We start from the raw sequence: 19455 nt of genomic DNA, 5'->3' as shown, positions 1-19455 counted from the left end.
TTCGTGAATTTGTGGCCCGTAATACGCGCCGTTCTCTCAGCCGGTCTCGACCCTGGTTCGGGCGACTGGGCCTGTCGACAAGCCCAGCGTCAGGTCGGCCTCAAGCAGGATCTCGTGCGTGGAATCGCGCCTTTGAATGATATCGATCAACATCTGGGCGGCTTTGCGACCCGCATCTCGCACCGAAGATCGTGTGGCCGTATAGACGGGGATGTCTGCCCCGTTCCGGAAATAGCTCAGATCATCATCATGTGTGATCAACGAGACGTCGCGACCCATCGTCAGGCCCAATTCCTCGATCCCGCGCCGCACGCCGATGGCGGTAATCATCGAGCTGACCAGAAGGGCGGTTGGCGGGTCGGGCTGGGTCAACAATGTCCGGGTAATGTCATGCCCTTGCGCTTCGGTCATCTCGCCCGAGAACATCAGGTCCGGGTCGGGCGTGATGCCGCGTGCTTTAAGCGCCGCCTCGTAACCCGCGCGACGACGAATAGCGAAGTCCATATGTTCAAGCCCGTTTACCAGTGCAATGCGCTGATGGCCAAGATCCAACAGGAAATCGGTCGCCCGTTGAAAAGCCCGCTTGTTATTGACGTCAACCCAAGCATAAGACGCCGTGGTCTCAGAGCTGCGCCCGTGTACCACATAGGGCAAGCCCAGAGTGTTCAATAGAGGAATGCGGGGATCGTTCAGCGTGGGCGCGTGCAGAATAATGCCGTCCACGTTCTGTTTGGTCAGAAAACTGCGATAGGCCTCATCCTCATCAGCGTCCGGCACGACGGAAAGCAGCATGTCATACCCGTTGCGGGAATAGACCTCGCCTGCGCCCGCAATGAAGTCGCCGAACACCGGGTTCACCATCTCATGTTTGGAACTGATCGGGATCACGTGGCCAATGGCCATGGCGCGCCCCGTGGCCAGCGACCGGGCGCGGGTATTGGGCGCATAGCCATGTACACGGGCGGCGGCGGTCACCTTCTTGCGCGTGGCTTCGGACACTTCCGGATAACCGTTCAGCGCGCGGCTGACGGTGGTCGGGGACAGGCCCAACAAATCCGAGAGTTCTTTCAAAGTCATGGCGACGGTTGGTTTCCAAAGCGGTTTGAATGACCTTAACGTTACTGAGGGCAAGCCGGAACGTCAAATCGAGAATGATACTTTTCCTGTTAAATAAAGAAATTAGGCAAAAAGGCTGTTTGCGCTAACGTGATCGTTGACAGGTTGTAGAATCTACGCGAAGTTGAGGTGTTCAAAGCGCTTTGGGGAATTTGGCGAATCTGCCATCCGATCCGCTTTGGTGAAGTCATCAGGCGCATAGGCGCCGGGGTCGGTCATCCGATCTCAAAACCTGGGAGGTCCGCGAGGGCCGTAGGGAGGAAACAATGAAGAACGCATTTTACGCAAGCGCAGCAGCGCTGGCGCTGACAGTTGGTATGGCGCAGGCCGACGGCCATTTGAAATTCGCGCCGGGCGAGGGGGCGTTTAGCTGGGACAGCTTTGAAGCGCTGAAATCAATGGATCTGTCGGGCGAAGAAATTTCGATCCTCGGGCCGTGGCTTGGGCCGGACAAGGAACTAATCGAAAGCGTTGTGCATTATTTCGAAGACGCAACTGGCGCAGATGTGGAATATTCCGGGTCTGACAGTTTCGAGCAGCAGATTGTCATCGACACGGAAGCGGGCAGCCCACCCAATATCGCGATTTTCCCGCAGCCGGGTCTGGCAGCCGACTTGGCATCCAAGGGGCTTTTAGCGCCCTTGCCAGCCGAAACGGCCGATTGGGTGCGTGACAACTATGCCGCTGGCCAAAGCTGGGTCGATCTTGGGACCTATGCCGGTAAAGACGGGGCAGATGCGCTTTACGGCTTTTTCTACAAAGTCGATGTGAAGTCGCTGGTTTGGTATGTACCTGAGAATTTCGAAGATGCCGGCTATGACGTGCCGCAGTCGATGGAAGAGCTGAAGGCGCTGACTGATCAGATCGTCGCCGATGGCGGCGTGCCGTGGTGTATCGGTCTGGGATCAGGTGGTGCGACGGGCTGGCCTGCAACCGACTGGGTCGAAGATATGATGCTGCGCATCAATACGCCGCAAGATTACGACGCGTGGACCAAGAACGAGCTTGCGTTCGACGACCCCAAAGTGGTCGCCGCGATTGAGGAATTCGGCGCCTTTGCGCGCAACGATGCCTATGTCTCGGGTGGTGCGGGCGCGGTTGCCACAACGGACTTCCGTGACAGCCCCCAGGGCATGTTTGCCTCACCGCCACAGTGCTACATGCACCGTCAGGCGAGCTTTATCCCCACCTTCTTCCCTGAAGGCACAGAAGTGGGCGTAGATGCGGATTTCTTCTATTTCCCGGCCTATGCGGACAAAGACCTTGGCAAACCGGTCCTTGGGGCAGGCACCGTTTGGGGCGTGACCAGCGATTCAAAAGGGGCGCAAGCCTTTATGGAGTTCCTGAAATCCCCGATCGCGCATGAAATTTGGATGGCGCAAAAGGGCTTCCTGACTCCTCATAAGGGTGTCAACACTGAGGTTTACACCGATCCGACCGTCGCCAAGATGAACGATATTCTGTTGAACGCAGACACGTTCCGCTTTGACGGCTCTGACCTGATGCCCGGTGCAATCGGGACCGGCGTGTTCTGGACTGGTATGGTGGACTATGCCGGCGGCAAGGATGCCGGTGAAGTGGCCGCGTCGATCCAATCGACCTGGGACTCGATCAAGTAAACCCACAACATCAACAGGTTCGGCGGTCATGTGCCGCCGGACTGTGCCAATATCAAAACGCCGAAAACCGGTGATTGGGGGACGTCATGGATCAGCTTCTGTTCGCTGTTTCGACAATTGTTGTGGGCGTGTTTGGGTGTGTTGCCTATTTCTATTTCTCAAACATCCTTCTGGATCGCTTGCTTCCGGCCAGTGGCCCGAACGCTGGGGCCAACATAAACAAGGCCAATGCGATCCGCCCGTGGCTGTTCGTCCTGCCTGCGCTGCTGGTTTTGGGACTTTACCTTGTCTACCCAGTGTTCTCGACCTTCTTTCTGTCCATGCGCGACACGCGTGGCGCGTTTATCGGGGCCGATAATTACACCTGGCTTGCCGGAGACGAGAAGTTCCGGGAAAGCCTTGGAAACAACCTTCTGTGGCTGGTGATCGTGCCTGCGGCTTCGACCTTCTTCGGCCTTGTCGCCGCCGGATTGACGGACCGGATCAAATGGGGATCCATCGCGCAGAGCCTGGTTTTCATGCCAATGGCAATTAGCTTTGTGGGCGCTTCGGTCATCTGGAAGTTCATCTATGACTATCGCGGCGAGAATCAGGGCGAGCAAATCGGTCTTCTGAACGCGATTGTCGAAGTGTTTGGGGGATCCGCTCAAACTTGGATCACGGTCCCGTTCTGGAACAATCTTTTCCTGATGATCATCCTGATCTGGATCCAGACCGGCTTTGCGATGGTGATCCTGTCCGCCGCCCTGAAGGGCATCAGCGAGGAAACCATTGAAGCAGCCTATCTTGACGGCGCGACGCCGATGCAGATCTTTTTCAAGATCAAGATCCCGCAAATCTGGGGGACGATCGCGGTGGTCTGGACGACCATTACTGTCACCGTCCTGAAGGTCTTCGACATCGTCTTTGCCATGACCAACGGGCAATGGGGCACGCAGGTTTTGGCCAATCTCATGTATGACTGGATGTTCCGCGGTTCGCCAGATTTTGGTCGCGGCTCTGCGATAGTCATGGTGATCATGTTGCTGGTCACGCCGGTCATGATCTGGAACATCTCGAACGCACATAAGGAGAACCGCTGATGGAAATGGCTGGTACAAAATCCCGCCTGACATGGGCGGTCAACCTGTCGGTCGGATTTCTGGTCCTTCTTTGGATCATCCCGACATTTGGCCTTTTGGTCAGTTCGTTTCGTGATCGTGATGCGATTTCGACGTCGGGCTGGTGGACTGCAATGTCTGCTTCGGAACAAAACATCATCGTGCGCGCTGATGCCCCGGACAATGCCACACCAGACGGTGCCGGCTGGGTCCTGTCTGGCAGTGTTTTTGAAAGTGGTTCGGGTGACGTGACCGCCTTCGGTATCACCTCTCGCGAACCAGAAGCTTTCGCGCCGGGCGAGATCGCGACCCACGCGAAAGGGCACCAGATCAGTGTTGAAGCCAACGGGGATTACCGGATCACGTATAGCGAGCAACCGTCAGGCAGCCGCGGTCAACGCCTGTTCGTGCGCGCAGAAAGCCCGCCCAGCTTCACGCTGGATAACTACCGCGAGGTCTTGTTTGCCGAAGGCATGGGCAAGGCGCTTCTGAACACGCTGACTGTCACGATTCCTGCCACCATCATCCCAATCCTTGTCGCGGCGTTTGCAGCCTATGCGCTGGCATGGATGGAGATGCCGGGCCGCGCGCTTTTGATCGCGGGCATTGTGGGCCTGTTGGTCGTGCCGCTTCAGGTCGCGTTTATCCCGCTTCTGAAGCTGCATAACAATATCGGGATCGGCAAAGGCTATATCGGGATATGGCTCGCGCATACCGGGTTTGGTCTGCCCTTGGCGGTGTTCCTGCTCAGAAATTACATGGCGGGTCTGCCGGGCGAGATCATTGAAAGCGCCCGCGTCGACGGCGCGTCCGACTTCGCGATTTTCCGCAAGATCATCCTGCCGCTTAGCTTTCCCGCGCTGGCCTCTTTCGCGATCTTCCAGTTCCTTTGGGTCTGGAATGACCTTCTGGTGGCCAAGGTGTTCCTTGGCACTGGCGAGGATCAGGTCGTGATGACCGGCCGGATCGTGGACCTTCTTGGATCCCGTGGGGGGGATTGGGAAATCCTTGCCGCGTCGGCCTTTGTGTCCATCGCTGTGCCAATTGCGGTGTTCTTCTCACTACAACGCTATCTTGTGCGCGGTCTGTTGGCCGGCTCGGTCAAAGGAGGCTGAGAAATGAATGCAACCGTCGCAAACAGCGCGCTGACGCATCTGGCCAAACAGGCAGACTGGTGGCGTGGCGCAGTAATCTATCAGATCTATCCGCGCAGTTTTCAGGACGATAATGGCGACGGTATTGGGGATCTGCGCGGCATCACGCGTCGGTTGCACTATGTCGCCAGTCTTGGCGTGGACGCAATCTGGGTTTCGCCGTTCTTCACCTCGCCTATGAAAGACTTCGGTTATGACGTCTCCGATTACCGAGATGTGGACCCGATGTTCGGCACGCTCGCAGATTTCGATGCACTTGTGCAGGCGGCGCACGGGTTGGGGTTGAAGGTGATGACCGACCTTGTGCTCAGCCACAGCTCGGACCAGCACCCATGGTTTTCCGAAAGCCGCAAGGACCGCGAAAACGACAAAGCAAACTGGTATGTCTGGGCGGATGCGAAACCGGACGGGACACCGCCCAACAACTGGCTGTCGGTTTTCGGCGGGTCGGCCTGGACCTGGGATGCGCGGCGCTGCCAGTATTATCTGCACAACTTCCTGACCTCGCAGCCGGACCTGAATTTCCACGAACCTGACGTGCAGGACGCACTGCTGGATGTGGCCCGGTTCTGGCTTGAACGGGGCGTGGATGGGTTCCGGCTGGACACGATCAACTTCTATACCCATGACGCGCAACTGCGGGACAATCCGCCGCTTGCGCCCGAGGATCGCAATGCCTCGATCGCGCCTGCGGTGAACCCGTATAACCATCAAGATCACGTCTATGACAAGAACCGGCCCGAAACCTTGGCGTTTCTGCGCAAATTGCGCATGGTCATGGCACCGACCAACGGCGCCATTCTGGGCGAGGTCGGTGATGCACAGCGCGGGTTGGAGATACTGGGCGAATACACCGCCGGGGATGATCTGGCCCATATGTGTTACGCGTTCGAACTTCTGTCCGGCGATCAACCTGACGCGGCCCGTGTGGCAGAGGTGATGGCGCATGTGGCGCGGGTTGCCGAAGATGGCTGGGCCTGCTGGGCTTATTCCAACCACGATGTGGTGCGCCACGCGACGCGCTGGAGCTTGCCGCCCGAAGGCCAGAAGCTTCTGGCAACGCTTCTGATGTGTTTGCGCGGGTCGGCTTGCATCTATCAAGGCGAAGAGCTGGGCCTGACCGAGGCCGATGTGGGTTTTGACGACCTGCAAGACCCCTATGGCATCGAGTTTTGGCCAGAATTCAAAGGCCGCGATGGCTGTCGCACACCGATGGTGTGGGAAGCTTCGAACGGCAATGGCGGGTTCACAGCAGCACCGAAACCGTGGCTACCCGTAGCGCCCGAACATCTTCACCACGCGGTCGAGCTGTCCGAGGCCGAGCCGGATGGCCTGCTTCAGCATTACCGACAGGCGATTGCGCTTCGCCGCGCCCACCCCGCGCTTGCGCATGGGGGGATGGAGGGTATTCGCGTCGATGGTACCGTTTTGAGCTTCCGCCGACGACTGGCGGATGAGGACCTGCTTTGCGTCTTCAATATCGGGGCCAGTGCCCATCAATTCTTACTGCCTGATGGGGCTTGGGTGGACGTGACGCAACCCGACACTCCCATCGCAGGCGCAACCAACTATGACCTTGGCGGTTGGCAATCGCTTGTTATGACACCAAAAGGGGACGAATAAATGGCTGATCTGAAGCTGTCCGCAGTTGGCAAAGATTACGGCAAAGTCAACGTACTTGGCGATATCAATCTGGACATTAAAACCGGCGAGCTGGTCGTGTTTGTTGGCCCCTCAGGCTGTGGCAAGTCCACGCTGTTGCGGATGATAGCGGGGCTGGAAAGGATTTCAGACGGCACGCTGGAAATTGATGGCGAGGTCGTCAACGACGTGCCCCCCAGCCAGCGCGGGATCGCGATGGTGTTCCAGTCCTATGCGCTTTATCCGCATATGACGGTGCGCGACAACATGGCATTTGCCCTGAACATCGCGAAGAAACCCAAGGCCGAGATCAACGCGGCGGTCGACAAAGCCGCCAAGGCCTTGCAGCTGGAACCCTATCTGGATCGACTGCCCAAGGCCCTGTCTGGCGGGCAGCGCCAGCGTGTCGCCATTGGGCGGGCGATTGTGCGCGACCCGAAAGTCTATCTGTTCGACGAACCGCTCTCAAACCTCGACGCGGCGTTGCGGGTGGCCACGCGCATTGAAATCTCTCAACTGAAAGAGGCGATGCCGGACAGCACGATGATCTATGTGACCCATGATCAGGTCGAGGCGATGACGCTGGCCGACCGGATCGTGGTGCTTGCCAACAAAGGCATCGCGCAGGTCGGCAGCCCGCTGGAGCTTTATGAACGTCCCCGCACCGAATTTGTGGCGCAGTTCATCGGCTCGCCTGCCATGAACCTGCTGCCCGGCAAGATCACCGGCACGGGTTCGCAGACCGAGGTAACGCTGGATGCAGGTGGCCTCGGGCGCGCGGACGTTGCCACCACCGACGCCGACATGGGCAAGCCCGTCAATCTTGGCGTACGGCCCGAGGATTTCGTGCAGACCGACGGCGACGCGATCTTCACCGGCAAGGTCGAAATCGTCGAAGCCTTGGGTGAGGTCACACTGCTGTACCTGCCTGCAAATATGTCGGTGGGCGAGGGGGCGGACAGCGCCAATCAAACTCACCTGATCGCCAAGGTACCGGGCATCCATGATGATCTGAAAAACAAGACGGTCAAGCTGACCGCGGACCCATCGAAGCTTCAGATTTTTCATGACGGTGTGACGATGCGGGGGTGAGCGACCCACGGCAATCATCTATTGCGCTGATCTACCATTGATTGATCAATATCACCCGTCCTAGGCTAACAGCACGAGGTTTGTTCGAGGTGAATTGATGAATCTGATATTGGCCGTGATCGGCGCGGCGGGCCTGTATGGAGGATCAATCATCGCCGCGCTTGCCGAAACTGACAAGTATGCCTGCTCAAGGATAATAAACGCACCTCCGATTGAGAATCTGTTTTTAGACAATGACGGCGCAAATTTCTGGCAAATTGCCAGCGACCGCTTAGGGCAGTCGCTTCTAGGCGTCCAATGCACAAGCGAGCAGATCTCCAGTTATTTCGAACGCGCAGGATGTGAGCTATCAGGGGAGTCCATAGGATACTCCGTGAATGGTCCAGCATCAAAGCAATTTGAACGTGATCAAGTCATTGCCTTTTGCAGACCCCGAAAATTGCCAGGGCGTCTGTTCTTTTACCGGTGCGATGCCACCGTTGGGATATCGATGTTCAAAGGTAGAATCACACACATATCTGCAGGCGCAAACAAATAGGGTGAGCCAACGCCCAACAACTGATCATCTTGCTCATCCGCGCCCCTGTTGATATTGCGGGGGCAGGTTTTCGGACAAGGGACGCACCCATGCGGGCAGAGGCTCAGAACAACGTTGACGCAATCGAGAAATCTCTGGCGCTGCTGCGTCAGCGGATCGGTTGGGACACGGCAGAACATCGGTTGGAGGAATTCAACGCGATGACCGAAGACCCGGACCTTTGGAACGACCCGGAACGCGCGCAGAAGCTGATGCGCGAGCGTCAGGGCCTTTTGGATTCCGTAAACAATTACAAAGCGATGGCGCAGGACCTTCAGGACAATATCGACCTGATCGAAATGGGCGAAATGGAAGATGATGCGGAGGTTGTCGCGGAAGCGGAAGCCTCGCTCGGGAAGCTGGCCAAAAAGGCGGCGGCTGCTGAGTTAGAAGCGTTGCTGGACGGGGAAGCCGATGCCAACGACACGTTTCTTGAGATCAATTCTGGTGCCGGTGGCACGGAAAGCTGCGACTGGGCGTCGATGCTGGCGCGGATGTATGTTCGTTGGGCGGAAAAGCAGGGCTATAAGGTCGAACTGCAATCGGAAAGTGCGGGCGAAGAAGCGGGCATCAAATCCGCCGCCTATAAGATTTCCGGCCATAACGCTTACGGCTGGTTAAAGTCGGAAAGTGGTGTGCATCGTCTTGTTCGGATTTCTCCGTTCGACAGCGCCGCCAAACGCCACACCTCTTTCAGCTCGGTCTGGGTCTATCCGGTGGTCGACGACAATATCGAGATCGATGTGAACCCGTCTGACATTCGCATCGACACCTATAGGTCGTCGGGTGCAGGCGGCCAGCACGTGAACACGACGGATTCGGCCGTTCGGATCACCCACATCCCGACCGGGATCGTCACCACCAGTTCGGTGAAGTCTCAGCACCAGAACCGCGATATCGCCATGAAGGCCCTGAAGTCGCGACTATACCAAATGGAGCTGGATAAACGGAACGAAGCCATCAACGCGGCCCATGAAAACAAGGGCGACGCGGGGTGGGGCAACCAGATCCGGTCATACGTTCTGCAGCCCTATCAGATGGTCAAAGACCTGCGCACCGGGCACGAGACATCGGACACCAAAGGCGTGCTGGATGGTGATCTGGATGCGTTCATGGCGGCAGTGCTGGCGCAGGATGTGGCTGGTAAGTCGCGAGCTGAAGCGAACGCGGAAGAATAAACTCTGGCGGGTTCATTTGCTGTTTGGGGATGACGGGAACGCGCTATTCTGTGGGCTTGTCGCCTCTGTTGTGTCGGCCTGCCGCAACCAAGATGGCGACCATTCTTCGGCAAGTTCCCTTCGGCAAGCACGTGCGACGCCAAGCGAGGCTCCTCGCAGCCCGATCACGGGCGTGGCGCTGTCTTTAGCGCCACTTTCAATTTGGCGCGACCCTTCCAGTGCTTCTCCAAATTCGACCATTGCCTTCTCGATGCTCTCATTTTCGATCAGCACCATCAGCCCCCAGTAAAGCTGCCAGAAATTTTGCTCGACTTCCGGGCTGGGGAAATCGCTCACGGCTAAAGCAGACACTGTTGTGACAGCTTTTTCACACCACTCCAGCTTCTTTTGCAGAAACGGCGTGGCAGCCAAAATGCGCTGATTTTGGATGAATTGTGAGCCGCCTACGACGATGGCAACAAGTGACAAAAGAGTTGCCCCAACCTTGGTCCGTTCTTCCCACGTCATAGCGCAACCTCCTAGTTCCATCGGTGTTGGTTGCACCCAGAATAGCGCAAGATTGCCCAAGCGCGAAGTAAAGGGGTCCGAGGTGTGTAGCATGAAATGCGTGTTTGATGCGTCTGTTTTCCTGAATCTTACTTCATATTCACATGTTCATAAGCTTGACGATTTGCACTGCAACCGCGACACTCTTCTTACGCGCGAAAATTTAATACGTGCTGGGAGGACATATGACAGACTCGACAACCTTGGAGGCGTCCGCGCCGCCAAACATCGAATCCATCGGTTTTGAAGATATCATTTCCGCATTGAAAGCCGGCTTTCGGGACTTCATGCGCGCCCCGGCTTTTGGGCTTTTTTTCGCGGCCTTCTATGTGATCATGGGGATCGTGATCTATTTGCAATTGGATGTGCTGGAGCAAAGCTACTGGATCATTCCGGTCGCGCTTGGTTTTCCGCTGCTTGCGCCGTTTCTGGCGGTCGGCCTGTACGAAGTCAGCCGCCGGATGGAAGCCGGTGAGCCGCTTGATTGGGCCCAGGTGCTGGGCGTTGTGGTGAACCAGAAAGATCGGCAAATGCCGTCCATCGCCATGGTGATCATCATGATCTTCATGTTCTGGGTCTTCGTGGCGCATCTGGTCTTTGCGATTTTCATGGGGCTGGAGCCGTTGACCAACATCACCTCTAACTGGCAAGACGCGTTGCTGAACCGCAATGGGATTACCATGCTGATCGTCGGAACCGGCGTCGGGGCCGTGTTGTCATTTTGCCTGTTTTCGCTGACCGTCACCAGCCTGCCTTTGCTGCTGGATCGCGAACTCGATTTCATTACTGCGATGATCTACTCATTCCAGTCGGTTCTACAGAACCTCGTGCCGATGATCGGGTGGGGCATTCTGATTTCTCTGCTGATGCTGCTTGGGATGCTGCCGTTCTTTGTGGGATTGTTCGTCGTGTTGCCCGTATTGGGCCATGCGACATGGCATCTGTATCGCCGGGTCATGAGTTTCGAGGAATAGCCGCGCAAAGGTCAAAGCCCGTATCTGACCAACCGGAACACAACAAAGGCCGCCCAATGGGCGGCCTTTTTCAGTTCCTTATGGGGAACGAATTAGCTTTTGTCGGCCTTTGGTGGAACCGGAGCAGCGGCGGCCTGTGGTGCCGCCGGCTTGGAGCCCCCAAGCGGATCGTCCTGACGTTGCACCGAGCCTTCAAAATGCGCGCCGCTTTCGATGGCGATGGTCTTGTGGATGATGTCGCCTTCGACGCGCGCCGATGATGTCAGGCGCACTTTCAGGCCACGCAGGCGACCAATGATGCGACCATTGATGACGACATCATCGCCGACAACTTCGCCGCGCACCGTGGCGCTTTCGCCAATGGTCAGTTGGTGGGCGCGAATGTCGCCCTCGACGGTGCCTTCGACCAGAATGTCACCGGTCGACTTGATGTCACCCTTGATCACAATGTCTGACGACAGAGTAGATGCGGGCGGCTTAACCTTTGGAGCAGCCGAGGATGGCGCGGGTGGAACTGCCGGGGCAGAGGATGCGGGCTTGTCAGCCACTGCCTCGGATTGGGTTTCCTTGTCACCGGCTTTGGGTCCCGGTTCGTTGATCCTGCTTTTAGAGAACATCTTTTGCTGCCTTGATATAGATCATCGGGTTGATGGGCTTGCCACCGATGCGCACTTCATAGTGAAGATGCGGGCCGGTTGAACGCCCGGAGTTTCCAATATCACCAATTCTCTCTCCGCGCGAGACCCTTTGTCCCTTTTGCACATTCATGCGCGAAAGGTGGGCATAGCGCGTTTCGATCCCGAATTCGTGGCGGATCTTGATCAGTCGCCCGTAGCCCGAGCTCCAAGAGGCGCTGATCACGACGCCGTCGGCAGGAGCATAGACAGGTGTGCCAACCGGCGCGGCGAAATCAGTGCCATTATGCATCCGGCCCCAACGCGAGCCAAAGCCCGACGTGAAGCGGAACCCGGATTTGACCGGCATACCAAATGGCATTTTCTGTGCCGCGATGCGATACAGGTTCATTTTATCCAGTTCGCCCAAGATGTTATTGGCGCGTTCCGCGTCGGGGTCGGGGCCCTGGCCGCGGGTCGACAGAATCATCGGGGTCAGCGGACCACCCTGACCGGAATACCCCCGGCGTACCTGATCCAATATGTGATCAACCGACATGCCGGATTTGGAAAACATCTTATCCAGCGGCTCCAGCGAGATCGTCACGGCGTCCTCAAGCTGGCGGAAAATCTGGTCGTTGCGCTCATCGCGCAGGCGGGCCTCATACAGCATGTCCTGTGCGAAGCGCTCGGCTTCGACGGCGTTCTGCGCAACAAGGTCGCGTTCGGCGGCGGTGCGTGTCAGTTCTGTGGTCAGGAAGTCCAATGTGGCGGTTGCCTGAACAGGGACTGAGCCCTTTGCACCAGCGGCACTGTCTTGCTGTGCAGCGGCCAGCATGGTTTCCAAGCTGTCCTTGGCTTTGTCGCGTTCGCCCATTGTGCGGCGCAATGTGGCTTGAATAACGCCGATGCCGGTTTCAAATTCCTTGCGGCTTTCTTCAGATGCCAGCAGTTCGCTTTGCATATCCGAAATCTCGGCCAGTGCCAGGTTGAAGCGTTCCTGCGCGGCGGCGGCTTCGGACGCACGTGCATCACGCTCTTCGGACAGTGATTGCAGACGTTGTTCATACAGCAGCTTCTCGCGCTGCGCTTGATCGCGCAGATTGCCCGAGCCGATGGAATCCATCAAAAGGACGGCGGTCGCAATAATCGACCATGCAAAAAACGCGGCTGAACCGGTCCAACCCAATGCTTGGGTCAGCGGTGACAGTCGAACAAAGCGTGTACCATCTTCGGAACGCAGAAAAAGGCGTTGTTCTGGGAACACGCGTTCAAGAAGGTGATTAACCTTGTTCATCAAGCTAGTATGCAAGTCTGAAGCCCCGAATTTATCCCTTTGATCCCTTGTCTGTTGGCAGTTTTGCTTCTTGTGGCGACCCATCCAGACCCGTGGTGATTAGCGTGGCGAACACATTCACGCAAGGAATTTTGAATTTCCTCAACGATCATCGTGGTTTCAAGCGAGATATTGCCGATCAATTTCACCAGAAATCTGATGTCAGCTGGGCGTTCCGCGCGTCTGAGCAGGCGTTTTTTCCGTCAGCGGCCAATAGAAGTCTGGCGGCAATCCGGCCTCGGCACGCTTTTCTTCGTTGAAAGGCGGCTTGAGTGCACCGTGAAAATAGGTGCGAACAAGGTCGTGAAACGTGTCTTTCGGGTCCAGCTCGTGACGCCCGCACAGAAAGTGGAACCATTTCGACCCATAGGCGACATGGCCGACCTCTTCGGCATAGATCACCTCCAGGGCAGCGACCGTGTCCTCCAACTTGGCGTTGCGAAACACCTTGATCATGCCGGGTGTCACGTCCAAGCCGCGCGCTTCCAGCACCATCGGGACAACCGCCAACCGCCCCAGAAGATCATCCGCCGTGTCTTCAGCTGCTTTCCACATGCCGGCATGGGCTGGCAGCGCGCCGTAGTGGCTTTCCAGTGCTTCCAGGCAATCGCTGACAAGGTTGAAGTGCTTGGCCTCTTCATCTGCGGCTTTCACCCAATCGTCGTAAAACCCAAGCGGCATCGGCGTGTCTGTGAAGCGGGCGATGATGTCCCAGTGCAGGTCCACCGCGTTCAGTTCGATATGTGCGACGGCGTGAAGCAGCGCGATCTGGCCGTCCCGGCTGCCGGGGCGGCGGCGCGGCACATCACGCGGGTCTTTCAATTCGGGCTTGTCGGGCCGGGCCGGGAAATCGGGCGGTGTGGCCGCGCCGACGATCTTTTCGCGATCCGTTAGCGGGCTGCCGATTGTGCCTGCGTCGCGTGCAGCAAACCATTCGGCAGCGTAGGTTCGCGCCAGCGCCGTTTTGGCGCGCCCGTCCGCGGTGCGCAACACCGCGTCGGCCATTTCGGCCAAGGGTCGTGACAAGGGCTGGTCGACGCGGCTCATGCCTTGGCCAGGTCGCGCGTGGCGGCAAGCACCTCGTCGGCGTGGTCTTTGACCTTCACCTTGTTCCAGACCCGCGCAATCTTGCCATCGGCACCAATCAGGAAGGTGGTGCGGGTGATCCCCATATAGGTGCGGCCATAGTTCATCTTCTCACCCCAAGTGCCATAGCGCTCGCACACGTCACTGTCAGCATCGGACAGCAGCGGAACGCTGAGGTCTTGCTTGGTGCGAAAGTTTTCATGCCGCTTCAGGCTGTCTTTTGAGACACCGAAGACATGCGCGCCAAGGGCCTGAAATTCTGGCAAAAGGGCTGAGAAATCCAGCGCTTCTGTGGTGCATCCGGGGGTGCTGTCCTTTGGGTAGAAATAGAGCACCACTGGTGCTGGCGCGAGCAGCGACAATGTCACATCTGCGCCGCCGTCTTGCGGCAGGGTGAAATCCGGCGCAATATCGCCTGTCTTCAGCATGTTATCCGTCATTGTCTTGGCTTTCTTGGTGCTGAGTCTCTAGTGTTCTGTTGACTTTCCTTCTATGCCGTTTCGCATTGGGATGAAAGGCACGAGGCAGCGCAGCCAAGCGGCATTTGGGCAATCTGTATGGACGAAGACGACAAGCCAGCACAACAAGATGATGTCGAGGGCGCGCCCTCGGACACGGCTGGTGATCTGCCGTCTGACAAAAAAGAACTGTCCAAGGCAGAGGTTGCGCTGTTGCAGTCGAAAGATCGTTCCGATGACACAGAGAAAAGCGATGACGCAGAAGACGAAGCCGCTGTCGAGGCGACTGCCGACGATGTGTCCAGTGGGGAAGATTCTGTCGCATCGGACATAGAGACGCCCGATCCAGACCGAGATGATGACTTTTCGGACGAGAAGTCCGGCACCGCTGAAGGTAATGTCGATGCAGCCCTCGTCGACCCACAGGGTATTGGTGCTGAGGTGCTGGTCGTGCCTGTAGCACACAGACGCTGGCGTGGCCGCAAGGCGTCGCAGGACAGCGACCACGTGCCACCCGATCTTCGTGCGCGCCGCCGGAAACGGTTGAAATGGCATTTTGGTTTCTGGTCGTTCGTGATGGTTGCGGCGGCGGCGGTGTTTCTGTCGCTTTTGTCCATGTCGGTGACGGGTCACGTTTTTGTTCTGCCAAAATGGGCAACGGAACGGATCGAAGCAAAAATTAACGCTCAGACCAACCGCGTGAAGCTTTCTTTGTCGCAAGTCGAACTGGGTGTCACCAAACTGGGGCTGCCCCGATTGCGACTTGTCGATCTGGGTGTGCGTGACGAAACCGGGCTTGAGATCGGGCGATTGAATGCGGTCGAAGGGGCGTTGTTGCTGGGGCCGGTCTTCTCGGGGCGGGTCGAGCCTGCGTCCCTGTCTCTGAGAGGTGCACAGATCACCATACGGCGCAGCCGTGACGGGTCATTCGATATGAGCCTTGGACAAGGTATCGGGGCGAGCGGCGATCTGGCCTCGGTCCTTGATCGCATTGACGCAGTTTTCATGACGGGCATCCTGTCGAATACCGACCGCATTACGGCTTCGAACCTGACGATTACGTTGGAAGACGCGCGGACCGGGCGATTGTGGCAGGTCACGGACGGCTCGCTTAAGATCAGCCAGACCGCGACATTAGTCGACATGACTTTGTCGTTTGATGTTTTTAACCAGACCGAAGAATTGGCCGAAACCGTGCTGGGGTTCCGGTCGACCAAGGGCAATTCATCTGCCCGTCTGACGGCGACATTCAAGAATGCCTTGGCGCGCGACATCGCCGCCCAGACTCCGCTCTTAACCTTTCTGGGGTTGGTGGATGCGCCGATCTCGGGTGCGTTGCGCACCGTGATTGACGAAACAGGCGTCGTGTCTGGACTTGCCGGCACATTGGAGTTCGGCGCGGGCCGTCTGTCGCCTGATCCCGAGGCGAAACCCGTGAAATTCACTGGCGGCAAGGTCTATCTCGATTACGACCCCGAACGTGAGCGGATGAACTTCACCCAGATGACGCTGCAGTCAGACTGGGGTGAAATTCAGGCCGACGGTCATTCCTATCTGCGCGGATGGTCGGGCGGCTGGCCGACCGAACTTTTGGGGCAACTGAACCTGACGCAGGCGCGGATCAGCCCGCCAGAGATATTCGAAGCGCCACTGACACTGGGGCAGGGTTCGGCAGATTTTCGGCTGAACCTTGATCCGTTCCGGGTTGATATCGGGCAGTTTGCTGTAACGCATGAAGGCGCGCTGGCGACCGGATCGGCCCGGATCGGCATCGGCTCTGCCGGTTGGACAATTGCGGTCGACGCGGCGGCAGACCATGTCAGCCCCGATCAGGTCAAGGCATTTTGGCCACTCACAGGCGGGCAGCGCACCCGTATCTGGGCCCGCGATAACGTTGCCAAGGGTCAATTCACCGATGTGACGGTTGCGTGGCGCAAAGTGCAGGGCAAGCGAGCCCACACAGCCCTTAGTGCGGCGTTTGATGGCGTCACCGTGCATGCGGTCAAAGAGATGGTGCCCATCGAAAACGCAGCCGGCCAGTTCAGCATTGACGGGCGGCGTCTGGTGGTGACCGCTGATCAGGGTGTCGTGCGACCGCTTGATCGCGACAATGCTGTGGCCGGTGTGCTTGACGCGTCGGGGACCAGTTTCGTGATCCCGGAAATGGCGCGCCCACCAGTGGACCCAGCTGCGCCACGCCCGCCGGTTCCGGCTTGGGTGGATCTGGCTGTCTCTGGTCCAATGACGGCTGCTCTGCACTTGCTTGATGACAAGCCGTTTCGGGTGTTCCGCGACGCCCCTGAAGGCGCGATTGGCCCGGACATGGCAAAAGGGCGCGTCACTTTAGGGGGGCGGATCGACATCGCAATGCAACCCAAAACGCCGCGCAGCGCAATCGATTATGAGTTGGCCGGTGTGCTCAGCGATGTCAGCAGCGAAAAAATAGTCGCCGGCCGCGTTCTGAAACTGCCTCGTGCTGATCTCGCTGTCTCGAACAAGGGCGTCAGCATAAGCGGAGACGGCAGTTTGTCGGGCGTCCCAGTCTCGGGTCGGTGGGAGCAGGCGTTTGAGGCAGGAAAGTCATCGGGTCGGTCGACTGTCACGGGTGAAATGACGCTTGATCAGGCCTTTCTGGATGCATTCTCGATCGGCTTGCCGAAGGGCAGCGTAACGGGTGCGGCCAAGGGCAAGTATGAGATTTCTTTGGCACGTGGCGAAGCGCCTCGAATGGAACTGGAGGCCTCGTTAAGCGGCCTTGGTCTGAGCATCCCCCCACTGGGCTGGTCGAAAGCCCGAAGCAGCAATGGCGCGCTGAAACTCAAGGGCAAGCTGGGCAAGGCACCAGTGATCGATGAGATTTCTCTGCGCGCCGCAGGGTTGGACGCCAATGGTAGCATCATCATGGCCGAAGGCGGCGGTCTGGTGGCCGCGCAGTTTGATCGGGTCACCCTGGGCGGTTGGCTGGATGCGCCAGTCACCCTGACCGGGCGCGGGGCCGGGCAACCGGTCGCGGTGTCCGTGAAGGGTGGCACGGTTGACATGCGCCAAGCGACACTTGGGTCTGCTCAACGCAGCGGTAGCGCTGACCAACCCGTGCCCATCTCGCTTCTGCTGGACAAGCTCATCATCTCGAAAGGCATCTCGGTCACCGGATTCGAAGGGGATTTCACGCAAGCCAAAGGCGGCCTCAATGGTACTTTCCGCGGGCGCATCGGGGGTGGCCCGCAGATTCAGGGCACTGCGGCCGCGCAGCCAAAGGGCACTGCCTTTCGGTTGACCAGTAAGGATGCAGGTGGCGTTTTGCGTGCGGCTGGGGTTCTGAAATCCGCGCGCAAAGGCGACATGGAGTTGATCCTTGCCCCCAGCGGCGGCAAAGGCGTTTACGACGGCAAACTGAAAATCAAAAATATCGATGTTCATGATGCTCCGGCCATGGCAGAGCTTTTGTCTGCCATTTCGGTGGTCGGCTTGCTGCAGCAACTGGGGGGGCAGGGCATCCCGTTCACCGATGTGGACGCGCGGTTCCGGCTGGATCCGGAAAAGGTGACGATCTACGAGGGCGCGGCGACCGGCCATTCCATGGGTATCTCGATGGACGGGTACTATTTCCTTGGGTCTGGCCAAATGGACATGCAGGGGGTGCTGTCGCCGTTCTATCTGGTAAACTCGGCCGGCCGTATTTTTGCACGCAAGGGGGAAGGGCTGGTGGGCTTCAACTATACACTAAAAGGCACAGCGACCGACCCAAAAGTCGGCGTGAACCCCTTGTCGCTGTTTACACCGGGGTTCTTTCGCGACATTTTCCGCCGCAACCCACCTACGCGGCCGGAAGGGCAGTAATGGGTAATCCGATTGACGCGGGCAGGGAAGCGACCTACACGCGCGGCCATGAAACTCAGTGATTTTGATTTTGACCTGCCTGACGATCTGATCGCCACCCGGCCTGCGCGCCCACGCACGGCCAGCCGTCTTTTGGTGGCGGCGGCTGATCAGATCACAGACGCGCATTTCAGCGACCTGACGAATTGGCTTCGGCCTGGTGACCGGTTGGTGTTGAACGACACCAAGGTTATTCCCGGTCGTCTTTTCGGCACCCGTACCCGGGCCGGTCAAGCGCCGGGCGAAGGCATCTCAAAGATCGAAATCACGCTTCTGTCCCCGGATAAAGCCGGACAATGGCACGTTATGGCCAAGCCGCTGCGCAAATTGCGGGAAGGGGACGTGATTGTATTCTCGGACGATCTGTCGGCGAACTATGTAGGGCGGGATGGTGAACAGGCTGTGATCCGCTTCAATCTTGAGGGCGCGGCGTTCGATGCCGCCCTTGCAGGTGCCGGGAAAATGCCGCTTCCCCCCTATATTGCGGCAAAGCGTGACGCTGATGCGCGCGACAATGAGGACTACCAGACCGTTTTCGCCCGCCATTCCGGGGCCGTAGCCGCGCCAACCGCGTCGCTTCATTTTGACGACGATCTCTTGGAACAGATCACGGCAATGGGGGTCGATCTGACCCATGTCACCCTGCATGTCGGGGCAGGGACGTTCCTGCCGGTAAAAGTCGACGACATCACACAGCACAAAATGCATGCCGAATGGGGTCGGGTCAGTGCCGAGGCTGCTCAGGAGATCGAAGCCACGAAAGCAGCAGGTGGGCGCGTTATTCCCGTGGGCACAACCGCGCTCCGGCTGATTGAAAGCGCTGCCACCGCGCCCGGAAAGATTTCGCCGTGGCAGGGAGAGACGGATATCTTCATCACCCCCGGTTATCAGTTCAAGATTACCGACGGCTTGATGACCAATTTTCACCTGCCGAAATCAACACTTATGATGCTGGTCTCTGCCTTGATGGGGACGGATCGGACGCGCGCGATTTATGTTCATGCGATCAAACGGCGCTATCGATTTTTTTCATATGGTGACAGTTCGTTGTTGCTGCCTTAAAGGCACGACCAAACGCGGGCCGG

16 protein-coding genes are annotated in these 19455 nt (G+C 57.9%); 10 read left to right on the top strand and 6 right to left on the bottom strand.

Going from position 1 to position 19455, the window contains the following annotated elements:
* Positions 1–36: 36 nt before the first annotated feature.
* Positions 37–1077 (bottom strand): substrate-binding domain-containing protein, encoded by a 1041-nt coding sequence (locus K3556_RS09435; protein ID WP_260516546.1) that lies wholly within the window; start codon positions 1075–1077, stop codon positions 37–39.
* 305 nt (positions 1078–1382) lie between these two features.
* Between K3556_RS09435 and K3556_RS09430 the strand changes: the two genes are divergently transcribed.
* The 7 genes from K3556_RS09430 to prfB all read left to right on the top strand — a co-directional run bounded on the left by K3556_RS09430 (position 1383) and on the right by prfB (position 9477).
* Complete coding sequence (locus tag K3556_RS09430) at positions 1383–2735, top strand: ABC transporter substrate-binding protein (RefSeq protein WP_260516545.1); 1353 nt, start codon at positions 1383–1385, stop codon at positions 2733–2735.
* 86 nt (positions 2736–2821) lie between these two features.
* Entirely contained in the window at positions 2822–3817 is a 996-nt protein-coding gene (locus K3556_RS09425; protein ID WP_260516544.1) for a carbohydrate ABC transporter permease, read from the top strand.
* Entirely contained in the window at positions 3814–4950 is a 1137-nt protein-coding gene (locus K3556_RS09420; protein ID WP_260519215.1) for a carbohydrate ABC transporter permease, read from the top strand. The genes K3556_RS09425 and K3556_RS09420 overlap by 4 nt, the downstream gene beginning before the upstream one ends.
* 3 nt (positions 4951–4953) lie before the next feature.
* Entirely contained in the window at positions 4954–6612 is a 1659-nt protein-coding gene (locus tag K3556_RS09415; protein WP_260516543.1) for an alpha-amylase family glycosyl hydrolase, read from the top strand.
* The gene (locus K3556_RS09410) at positions 6613–7722 is read left to right on the top strand and encodes an ABC transporter ATP-binding protein (RefSeq protein ID WP_260516542.1); all 1110 of its coding nucleotides are present in this window, start codon (positions 6613–6615) and stop codon (positions 7720–7722) included.
* Between the two features lie 97 nt (positions 7723–7819).
* A complete protein-coding gene (locus K3556_RS09405) occupies positions 7820–8260 on the top strand; it encodes a hypothetical protein (RefSeq protein ID WP_260516541.1) in 441 nt (146 codons plus the stop codon).
* An 89-nt stretch (positions 8261–8349) separates the two neighbouring features.
* Positions 8350–9477: a peptide chain release factor 2 gene (prfB, locus tag K3556_RS09400; RefSeq protein WP_260516540.1), complete on the top strand. Its 1128-nt coding sequence runs from the start codon at positions 8350–8352 to the stop codon at positions 9475–9477.
* Positions 9478–9489: 12 nt separating this feature from the next.
* Here prfB and K3556_RS09395 read toward each other — a convergent pair whose 3' ends face one another.
* Complete coding sequence (locus K3556_RS09395) at positions 9490–9984, bottom strand: hypothetical protein (protein WP_260516539.1); 495 nt, start codon at positions 9982–9984, stop codon at positions 9490–9492.
* Positions 9985–10208: 224 nt separating this feature from the next.
* On the opposite strand from K3556_RS09395, the gene K3556_RS09390 reads away from it, so the two are divergent.
* Positions 10209–10997 (top strand): DUF2189 domain-containing protein, encoded by a 789-nt coding sequence (locus tag K3556_RS09390; RefSeq protein ID WP_260516538.1) that lies wholly within the window; start codon positions 10209–10211, stop codon positions 10995–10997.
* Positions 10998–11089: 92 nt separating this feature from the next.
* Here the strand turns inward: K3556_RS09390 and K3556_RS09385 are convergent, their stop codons facing one another.
* From K3556_RS09385 to bcp, 4 genes are all read right to left on the bottom strand, one after another.
* Entirely contained in the window at positions 11090–11614 is a 525-nt protein-coding gene (locus tag K3556_RS09385) for a polymer-forming cytoskeletal protein (RefSeq protein WP_260516537.1), read from the bottom strand.
* A complete protein-coding gene (locus tag K3556_RS09380) occupies positions 11604–12923 on the bottom strand; it encodes a DUF5930 domain-containing protein (protein WP_409557744.1) in 1320 nt (439 codons plus the stop codon). Before K3556_RS09380 ends, K3556_RS09385 begins: the two co-directional genes overlap by 11 nt.
* A gap of 186 nt (positions 12924–13109) precedes the next feature.
* Positions 13110–13994, bottom strand: coding sequence for a ferritin-like domain-containing protein (locus K3556_RS09375; protein WP_260516535.1), 885 nt, complete (start codon positions 13992–13994; stop codon positions 13110–13112).
* Positions 13991–14473: a thioredoxin-dependent thiol peroxidase gene (gene bcp, locus K3556_RS09370; RefSeq protein ID WP_260516534.1), complete on the bottom strand. Its 483-nt coding sequence runs from the start codon at positions 14471–14473 to the stop codon at positions 13991–13993. Before bcp ends, K3556_RS09375 begins: the two co-directional genes overlap by 4 nt.
* A 117-nt stretch (positions 14474–14590) precedes the next feature.
* Here bcp and K3556_RS09365 point away from each other — a divergent pair, with 117 nt between their 5' ends.
* Positions 14591–18331 carry an AsmA-like C-terminal region-containing protein gene (locus K3556_RS09365; RefSeq protein WP_260516533.1) on the top strand — a complete coding sequence of 1247 codons (3741 nt, stop codon included), beginning with the start codon at positions 14591–14593 and terminating at the stop codon, positions 18329–18331.
* 48 nt (positions 18332–18379) lie between these two features.
* Positions 18380–19432 (top strand): tRNA preQ1(34) S-adenosylmethionine ribosyltransferase-isomerase QueA, encoded by a 1053-nt coding sequence (queA, locus tag K3556_RS09360; protein WP_260516532.1) that lies wholly within the window; start codon positions 18380–18382, stop codon positions 19430–19432.
* Positions 19433–19455 lie beyond the last annotated feature (23 nt).

It is taken from the genome of Aliiroseovarius sp. M344 (assembly GCF_025140835.1).
Classification (GTDB): domain Bacteria; phylum Pseudomonadota; class Alphaproteobacteria; order Rhodobacterales; family Rhodobacteraceae; genus Aliiroseovarius.
This window is presented reverse-complemented; position numbering and strand designations above follow the sequence as displayed.

Bases quoted from the DNA above. Each gene is read 5' to 3' on its own strand.
- prfB (WP_260516540.1), top strand. From the start codon at position 8,350: ATGCGGGCAGAGGCTCAGAACAACGTTGACGCAATCGAGAAATCTCTG.
- K3556_RS09435 (WP_260516546.1), bottom strand. From the start codon at position 1,077: ATGACTTTGAAAGAACTCTCGGATTTGTTGGGCCTGTCCCCGACCACC.
- K3556_RS09430 (WP_260516545.1), top strand. From the start codon at position 1,383: ATGAAGAACGCATTTTACGCAAGCGCAGCAGCGCTGGCGCTGACAGTT.
- K3556_RS09390 (WP_260516538.1), top strand. From the start codon at position 10,209: ATGACAGACTCGACAACCTTGGAGGCGTCCGCGCCGCCAAACATCGAA.
- K3556_RS09415 (WP_260516543.1), top strand. From the start codon at position 4,954: ATGAATGCAACCGTCGCAAACAGCGCGCTGACGCATCTGGCCAAACAG.
- K3556_RS09385 (WP_260516537.1), bottom strand. From the start codon at position 11,614: ATGTTCTCTAAAAGCAGGATCAACGAACCGGGACCCAAAGCCGGTGAC.
- K3556_RS09405 (WP_260516541.1), top strand. From the start codon at position 7,820: ATGAATCTGATATTGGCCGTGATCGGCGCGGCGGGCCTGTATGGAGGA.
- K3556_RS09375 (WP_260516535.1), bottom strand. From the start codon at position 13,994: ATGAGCCGCGTCGACCAGCCCTTGTCACGACCCTTGGCCGAAATGGCC.
- bcp (WP_260516534.1), bottom strand. From the start codon at position 14,473: ATGACGGATAACATGCTGAAGACAGGCGATATTGCGCCGGATTTCACC.
- K3556_RS09395 (WP_260516539.1), bottom strand. From the start codon at position 9,984: ATGACGTGGGAAGAACGGACCAAGGTTGGGGCAACTCTTTTGTCACTT.
- K3556_RS09425 (WP_260516544.1), top strand. From the start codon at position 2,822: ATGGATCAGCTTCTGTTCGCTGTTTCGACAATTGTTGTGGGCGTGTTT.
- K3556_RS09410 (WP_260516542.1), top strand. From the start codon at position 6,613: ATGGCTGATCTGAAGCTGTCCGCAGTTGGCAAAGATTACGGCAAAGTC.
- queA (WP_260516532.1), top strand. From the start codon at position 18,380: ATGAAACTCAGTGATTTTGATTTTGACCTGCCTGACGATCTGATCGCC.
- K3556_RS09365 (WP_260516533.1), top strand. From the start codon at position 14,591: ATGGACGAAGACGACAAGCCAGCACAACAAGATGATGTCGAGGGCGCG.